Below are 4,659 nucleotides of genomic sequence, written 5' to 3' on the forward strand. Positions count from 1 at the left end.
GCCATGGGACGCGGGCAAGGTTTGCATGGCCCAGGCCGACAACACCGGGAAACCCAGGATTACCCCGGCAATCACCAGCGTCAGCCCGCGCACCTGGCGCCAGGTGGGCCAGCGCTCACGGCGCCACAGCAACAACGCCGCCGCCGGCACCGCCGCGAACAACGCCCGGCCCAGGCCATTGAGCAACGGGTGGATTTCCTGCACCACGATACGGGTGAAGGGCAGGGTGAGGCTGAAGATGACGACGCCCAGCAGGCCGAGGGCCATGCCGGTATTTTCGCGGGAGCTCATGGAAGGAACCAGAATCGAATGGGCCGGAAGTGGACGTTCATCTAGCCACAAAGCCCCGCAAACACGGGCTTACAGCTAGGTGCAGATTGAGCCGTACAGTTTGAACGGGCGACTCGGTTCATGTGGGAGCTGTCGAGCCTTGGCGAGGCTGCGATGGGATCAACGCAGTTTACCTGTCAGGCCGAGGTGTCTGCATCGCGGGCAAGCCCGGCTCCCACACAAGCCGGGGTGCTGATGTAGTAGCGGGCCATTACCCGGATCAAGCCTGCGGGTCTATCTTGGCTACTCCTGTCTGCCCAACCGTTCAACCGGAGGAATGTCCCATGGCCGCGAAAAAAATCCTGATGCTGGTCGGCGATTACGTCGAAGACTATGAAGTGATGGTGCCGTTCCAGGCGCTGCTGATGGTGGGGCATACCGTGCACGCGGTGTGCCCTGACAAGGCTGCCAGCCAGACCGTGCGCACGGCGATCCACGACTTCGAAGGCGACCAGACCTACAGCGAAAAGCCCGGGCACCTGTTCGCCCTGAATGCGGATTTTGCCAAGGTGAACGCCGCCGACTACGACGCGCTGCTGGTGCCGGGTGGCCGTGCCCCTGAGTACCTGCGGCTGAACGAAAAGGTCCTGCAACTGGTCAAGGATTTCGATCAGGCTGGCAAACCCATCGCTGCCGTGTGCCATGGCGCTCAACTGCTGGCGGCTGCCGGGATCCTGGAAGGCCGAGAGTGCAGCGCCTACCCGGCGTGCGGGCCGGAGGTACGACTGGCGGGCGGTACGTTCATCGATATCCCGGTGACCGACAGCCACGTTCAAGGCAATCTGGTGACGGCCCCGGCGTGGCCGGCGCACCCAAGCTGGCTCGCGGGTTTCCTCGGCCTGCTGGGCACCAAAATCACCCTGTAAAGCGGAGGTCATCGCCATGTGCGAACTGTACGTCAAGGCCGACCCGATTCTGTACGAATCCCGCTCGCGCTCCCTGCGCATCTGCGGCGTGGTGACCACCGTGCGCCTGGAAAACCAGTTCTGGGACATCCTCAGCGAGATCGCCGAGGTGGATGGCATGACCACCAATCAACTGATCGCCAAGCTGTATGAAGAAGTGATGGATTACCGCGGCGAAGTGGTGAATTTTGCTTCGTTCTTGCGGGTGAGTTGCACGCGGTATTTGAGCAAGCAGCGGGTTCACGCCCCAGAGCTCAGCCTTGTGAATACAAGAAATGGCGCGCAGAAGATCTGAATGTGGGAGCGGGCTTGCTCGCGAAGGCGGTGTGTCAGGTAACTCATGTACCGACTGATCCAGCGCTTTCGCGAGCAAGCCCGCTCCCACATTGATTAGGTGGGGTCAGAAGAACCGCGTCACACTGATCTTCGCATCCCGGCCCTTGGTGTAGGCGCGGTCGCCGCTCAGGGCCGGTCGGAAGTTGTTGTTGAACAGGTTGTCTACGGTGAAGTTCACCTCGGTACCCTTGAGGTAAGCCTGTTGCGGCTTCCAGCTGGCGAAGAGGCCCTGGGTGTTGTAGCGCTTGTTGCCGTACTGGTCGTAGAACAGGTCGCCGATGCTGGTGCCCGGGCCGCCGGAATACTTGTCGCTCGGCAGGCGGCTGGTGGCGCCGATGAACTGCCCTTGCCAGCCTACCCGCATATCCAGGCTCGGGATCTTGGTGCCGAGCACCACCACCCATTTGGTTGGCGGAATGTCCCGCGCCCAGACGTCCGGCCCCCACGGGTTGGTGTAGGCGCCTTCATGTTTACCGGTGGTGTAGGCGAACGATACCGAGCCGAACACGTAGGTGGAGTCATAGAAACTCTCGGCCTCGAAACCCTTGATGGTCATGCCGCCGATGTTGCGGTAGTTGGACATCGCGCCCGGCGGGCAGGCGCTGGAAATCGTCCCGCCGTTGACCGCCTGGTTCTGGCAGCCCACGCCTGTGGCCTTGAAGATTTCGTCCTCGACCTTGTTGTGGAACAGCGTGGTACGCAGTTGCAGGTTGTCGCCGTGGGCGAACACGTCGGCGAAACTGGTGACGTTGCCCAGGGTGATGGAGGTGATGCGCTCCGGGTCCAGGTCCAGGCTGGTGGCGGTGCGGCTGCCCAGGCCCTGGACTTCATACTGCTCGTCGATCACTGGCGCACGCCAGGTGCGGCTCCAGTTGGCGAACATCGCCACGTTCGGGGTGATGGTCCAGTACGCCGCCAGGCGTGGCGACCAGCCGGTGTAAGTGCGGTCGCTGTAGTCATGGCCGATGGCCGGGTCCGGGTTGCTGTAGTACGGCGCGTCGTTGGCCTCGCCGCGGTTGCGCACATGGTCATAGCGCATCGACGGGGTAATGGTCACATCGCCCAGCGTCACCGCGTCCTGGATAAAGAAGCTGTTGGTGTCGACCTTGCCATGGGGCATGAAGCCCGGCTGGAAGTGCCCGTAGTTGTATTTCGGGGTGTTGTAGGTGGCGCCGGGCATCCACATTTCGGTTTCCCGGGTGTGCTTGCGGATTTGCACACCGGTGGTCACCGCGTGCTGCAACGCACCGGTGGAAAACAGGCTGACGTTGCGTACGTCGAGGTTCTTGTCGTTATAGGAGGTGTCCATCTTGCGCCCGCCGGTGGCCAACTGGAAAAACGCCGTGGCGTCGCGCTCGTCGGTCTGGTCGGTATTGGATTCGGAGTACTTGATGGTCAAGTCCACCAGCGGGTTATTCATCGGCTGGTATTCGTACTTGCCGGACCAGGTGGTGTCGACGGTATTGCGGTTGGCCAGGAAGCGTTTCAGCGCGGCTTCGTAGCCATAGCGGTCGATGTTGGCCTGGGTCGGCGGCGTCGGGTAGCTGGCGGCAGAGAAGGGCGTCCAGCGCTGGCTGTTGGAGCGCGAATACGACAGACCCAGGCTTTGCTCATCGGTGAAGTGAGCATTGAACTTGAACAGTTTGCCGTCCACATTCTGGGCGCTGTTGGGCAGGCGCTTGGGGTTGATCGGGTACTGGTTGTTGTCGTTGGGCAGGGTGGCAGCCAGTTTCATGTCGCCGCCGTCGCGCTGGGTCAGGTAGGCCAGCGCGTCGAAGCGGCCGTCATCGGTACGCCCGTAAACGGCACTGCTGTAGACCTGCTCATGGTCGTTGCTGGAGTAGCCGTATTTGAGCATGGCACCGCTGTTGCGCCCGTCCTTGAGCAGGTCCGGGGCATCCTTGGTGGTCATGTTGACCGTACCGCCAAAGCCGCCGTTGCCGCTGAAGGGCGAGTTGGGGCCTTTCTCCACTTCGATGCTCTTGATCAGCTCGGGCTCGATAAACACAGTGCCCTGCTGATAGCGCTCAAAACCGCTTTTGGTGGCGCCATCGACGGTCAGCGGCACGTCTTCGGCGTCGCCGAAACCACGGATGTTGATGGTCTGGCCACCGGGCTTCAGCGAGCCGCCCTGGCTGATGCCGGGCAAGGTTTGCAGCAGGCTGGGGATGTTGTTGGACTGGTAGCGGTCGATGTCCGCCTGGGTCAGGGTGGAACGGCCGACGGTGGTGGAGTCGACCTCGTTGCCGGTGCCGATCACGCTCAGGGCGTCGAGCTGGATCGCGCTGCTGTTGGTGGTCTTGCCCTCTTCGGGGCGTACCACGTAAGTGCTGCCGACCTTGAGCAATACGAACTCGCCGTCCTTGAGCAGGGTGCGAATCGCCACTTCCGGTGTGAAGTCGCCATTGAGGGCTGGCGCCTGGATATTTTTCAGCAGCGCTTCATCGAACAGCAGCTGGATTTTCGCCTGCTGCGCCACCTGGCTCAGGGACGTGGCCAGGGACTGGGCCGGCAGTTGCAGCTTGAACGACTCTGCCTGGGCACTCAGGCTGAAGGCCAGGCAGGCGGCAATGGCGGTGGGTCGAAGAAACAGGTGCTGAACGTGGCAAGGCGCGCGAAACATGAAATCCCCCGGAGTAGCCAAATGGCCAGAAAGGTGTGCGTATCAAACGCAGACCCGAGGAAGACGCGGCAGGAAAAATAATCCTCACATGCGAATGCAAAATATTCTCAAATAAGAATCCCGCGGGGCTATTTGCGCGGTTCGATCCTGATATTGCCGTCGGCCAGGGCCACGGTTTTCACCGGCAATAGCGCCGGCAGGGCGTTGAGCAGGGCGTCCGGATCATTCACGTCCAGATTGCCCGAGACCTTCAGTTGCGCCACCGCGCTGTCCACCAGCAACGGCGCCTGGGGCCGGTACAGGCTCAACTCGTCCATCAGGCTGGCCAGCTCGCGATTACGAAACGACACGTGGCCGCCGCGCCAATCGGCGACCTCGCCGGCAGTGAGGGTTTGCTGCTGCAGCGTGCCCTTGGCATAACTGAACGTAGCGCGCTGATCGGCGCCGAGCAGGGTGGCCGGCAGC

Annotated in this window: 4 protein-coding genes and 1 pseudogene; 2 read left to right on the plus strand and 3 right to left on the minus strand. The window is 62.1% G+C overall.

Going from position 1 to position 4,659, the window contains the following annotated elements; translation table 11 throughout:
* Positions 1-291: EamA family transporter (locus HX846_RS26335; RefSeq protein WP_178966396.1), on the minus strand; the 291-nt coding region annotated here is incomplete at its 3' end.
* A 323-nt stretch (positions 292-614) separates the two neighbouring features.
* On the opposite strand from HX846_RS26335, the gene HX846_RS26340 reads away from it, so the two are divergent.
* Together HX846_RS26340 and HX846_RS26345 are read left to right on the plus strand one after the other, a co-directional pair.
* On the plus strand, positions 615-1,196 hold the full coding sequence (locus tag HX846_RS26340) for a DJ-1/PfpI family protein (protein ID WP_178966397.1): 582 nt from the start codon (positions 615-617) through the stop codon (positions 1,194-1,196).
* A gap of 16 nt (positions 1,197-1,212) precedes the next feature.
* Entirely contained in the window at positions 1,213-1,530 is a 318-nt protein-coding gene (locus HX846_RS26345) for a ribbon-helix-helix domain-containing protein (protein ID WP_003209138.1), read from the plus strand.
* Positions 1,531-1,635: 105 nt separating this feature from the next.
* On the opposite strand, the gene HX846_RS26350 is transcribed toward HX846_RS26345, so the two are convergent.
* Together HX846_RS26350 and HX846_RS26355 are read right to left on the minus strand one after the other, a co-directional pair.
* Positions 1,636-4,194 carry a TonB-dependent receptor gene (locus tag HX846_RS26350; RefSeq protein WP_003209136.1) on the minus strand — a complete coding sequence of 853 codons (2,559 nt, stop codon included), beginning with the start codon at positions 4,192-4,194 and terminating at the stop codon, positions 1,636-1,638.
* 128 nt (positions 4,195-4,322) lie between these two features.
* A pseudogene (locus HX846_RS26355) lies at positions 4,323-4,659 on the minus strand (iron dicitrate transport regulator FecR); the annotation flags it as partial.

The organism is Pseudomonas sp. K5002 (genome assembly GCF_013386655.1).
Taxonomy (GTDB): domain Bacteria; phylum Pseudomonadota; class Gammaproteobacteria; order Pseudomonadales; family Pseudomonadaceae; genus Aquipseudomonas.

Bases quoted from the DNA above. Each gene is read 5' to 3' on its own strand.
- HX846_RS26345 (WP_003209138.1), top strand. From the start codon at position 1,213: ATGTGCGAACTGTACGTCAAGGCCGACCCGATTCTGTACGAATCCCGC.
- HX846_RS26350 (WP_003209136.1), bottom strand. From the start codon at position 4,194: ATGTTTCGCGCGCCTTGCCACGTTCAGCACCTGTTTCTTCGACCCACC.
- HX846_RS26340 (WP_178966397.1), top strand. From the start codon at position 615: ATGGCCGCGAAAAAAATCCTGATGCTGGTCGGCGATTACGTCGAAGAC.